General features: G+C 29.4%; 2 protein-coding genes. Both read right to left on the bottom strand.

Going from position 1 to position 2087, the window contains the following annotated elements; all coding sequences use genetic code 11:
* Positions 1-14: 14 nt before the first annotated feature.
* Positions 15-380, bottom strand: a complete 366-nt coding sequence (locus A33S_RS0110305) for a hypothetical protein (protein WP_017176831.1) — start codon at positions 378-380, stop codon at positions 15-17.
* Positions 381-398: 18 nt separating this feature from the next.
* Positions 399-899: a hypothetical protein gene (locus tag A33S_RS0110300; RefSeq protein WP_017176830.1), complete on the bottom strand. Its 501-nt coding sequence runs from the start codon at positions 897-899 to the stop codon at positions 399-401.
* Positions 900-2087 lie beyond the last annotated feature (1188 nt).

The following is a 2087-nucleotide window of genomic DNA, read 5'->3' as shown; positions in this document are numbered from 1 at the left end:
TTTAAATAAATATATCACTGACTTAATAAATTGCCCATATCAGACTTTATATCATTTGCTAATACCTGCAATTCAGGAAAATAATTATTAGCAAAACCAATTATTATTTTGTTTTTTACGAAAGTATTAACCTCTCGATCTTTTGGAATAGTATTAGCTATTAAATCTAAAAGCTCACTATGATTTATATCCTCAATACTCACTGTGTTTAAATATTTTAAAATTGCTAAATATAATTTATCAAATACATCATGTTCAAAATCAAAATCTAACAATAATAAACTAACAGAATTAGTTTCTATCTGATTATCTCCAATTTTATCTGCAAGTTCTCGTATAGCTTGGTAAAGTAATCTAAAACTTTCTTTTTCTTTTAACATAATAATCTCCTTAAATTATTAAAATAGCCAAGATATAGCTTCTTTTAAGGTCACTCCTAAAATATGAGCTTGAGATTCTGATAAACCAGCTGCGCGTCCCGCTCTAATTCCAGCGTCTCTTACGGCATTAGCAGGAACTTCACTCCATTTCAACATAGGCTTTAACTCTTTTACTAATGGACTATAAGCTTTATTAAAAGCTTTAGCTGCCTTTTTACCACCTACTTTTTCTACCACACCAACTGCTTTACTTTTATTATTTATTATTAATTTAATAGCAGTCTTAACAACCTTTGTAGCTCCAATTCGGTTTTGAGCCTCTGGATTCATTGGTAAATTCGGGTTTCTATTTATTTTCACTCCATCTACCGTTACATATTTCGCTTGATTACTACTATTAGCTGTTGTTGTAGAAGGCTCATTTTTAATATTACTTTCTTTGGCGTCTGCAAATGGGCTAATAGTTGATAATAAAACAGCACTCATTACTAATGTTCCAAATGATTTTTTTAGTTTCAAAATAAAAAAACTCCTTTTCTTTAAATTTACTCCCAAATCTTTAAAAACATTCCTAATATAAACATATCATAATATTGCTTTATTCCAATTGCTTTATTGACGTTGAGCCTCGGAACCCTTAACAATACCAAAAAAGGAGGAATTAAAATGAAAATAACAAATTTATTATTATTAATCGCAATAATTATAGCTTGTGAATTTTTAATCTTAACTCTTTTTATGGACTTACCAGATAGCATAATATTGCTACACAGTATAATTTCTATAATTGTATTTATACTACTAAAAATCATACACACAAAAATATACAAAACTGAAAGATAAACACAATTATCGCTTTATTCCAATTGCTTTATTGACGTTGAGCCTCGGAACCCTTAACAATCCCAAAACTTGTCGAATGGTCGGCTTAATAGCTCACGCTATGCCGACATTCGTCTCCAAGTTTAGTTAAGGGTTCTTCTCAACGCACAATAAATTTTCTCGGCATAAATACGTGGTCTATTTTTTCTTTTTCTTCTCTGCATAAGGTAAATAAAATATCACAAATAAAGCACATAAAATTGCTACAAAAGAACCAAATGGCATCAAAAAACCCTCCTTTTTTTAACAAACTTTATCACAATAGTTATTGCTTTACAGATCTATTTTTCATCGTTATAATCTAGTTAAATCCCGTAAGGGCGCACTTACACGTTCTTTCAGAACGTTGTGCTAAAATCGAAATCGACCTCCGTCGATTTTTATATCAAATACAAAAGAATCGGTGTTGTAGCACAGATATAAAAATTAATACTACATACTTAAGAATCGGTGTCGTGGCACAGATATAAAAATTAATTCCACGATAAAAGAATAGCTCTTTAAAAGTCAGTTCGTTTTATACGGATTGGCTTTTTTATTTTGTCTAATTTTAAATACCTTTATTTTTAATTTTAAAGGGGTATTTTGAAGAATTAGGGGTTATTTATATAGTTTTATACCTAAAAACCTATATTAGCTCTTAAAACGCAAATGAGAGCCAAATAAAAATAATTGCTTTTCACAAACAAAAATTTGAGCAAAACCAGTGTCTAATTTTTGAGACACTGCCCATCTACATGCAAATTAAAATTTTCATGTTTTTATAGTTCCTAACAGGGGTTAAAAATTGTATAACAAAAATATAATGTCACTATAACGTTAGGG

Origin of the sequence: Staphylococcus massiliensis CCUG 55927, assembly GCF_000298075.1 — a bacterium.
GTDB classification, from domain to species: Bacteria; Bacillota; Bacilli; order Staphylococcales; family Staphylococcaceae; genus Staphylococcus; species Staphylococcus massiliensis.
This window is presented reverse-complemented; position numbering and strand designations above follow the sequence as displayed.

Excerpts from the sequence above, each read along its gene's own strand:
- A33S_RS0110305 (WP_017176831.1), bottom strand. The coding sequence starts at position 380 with ATGTTAAAAGAAAAAGAAAGTTTTAGATTACTTTACCAAGCTATACGA.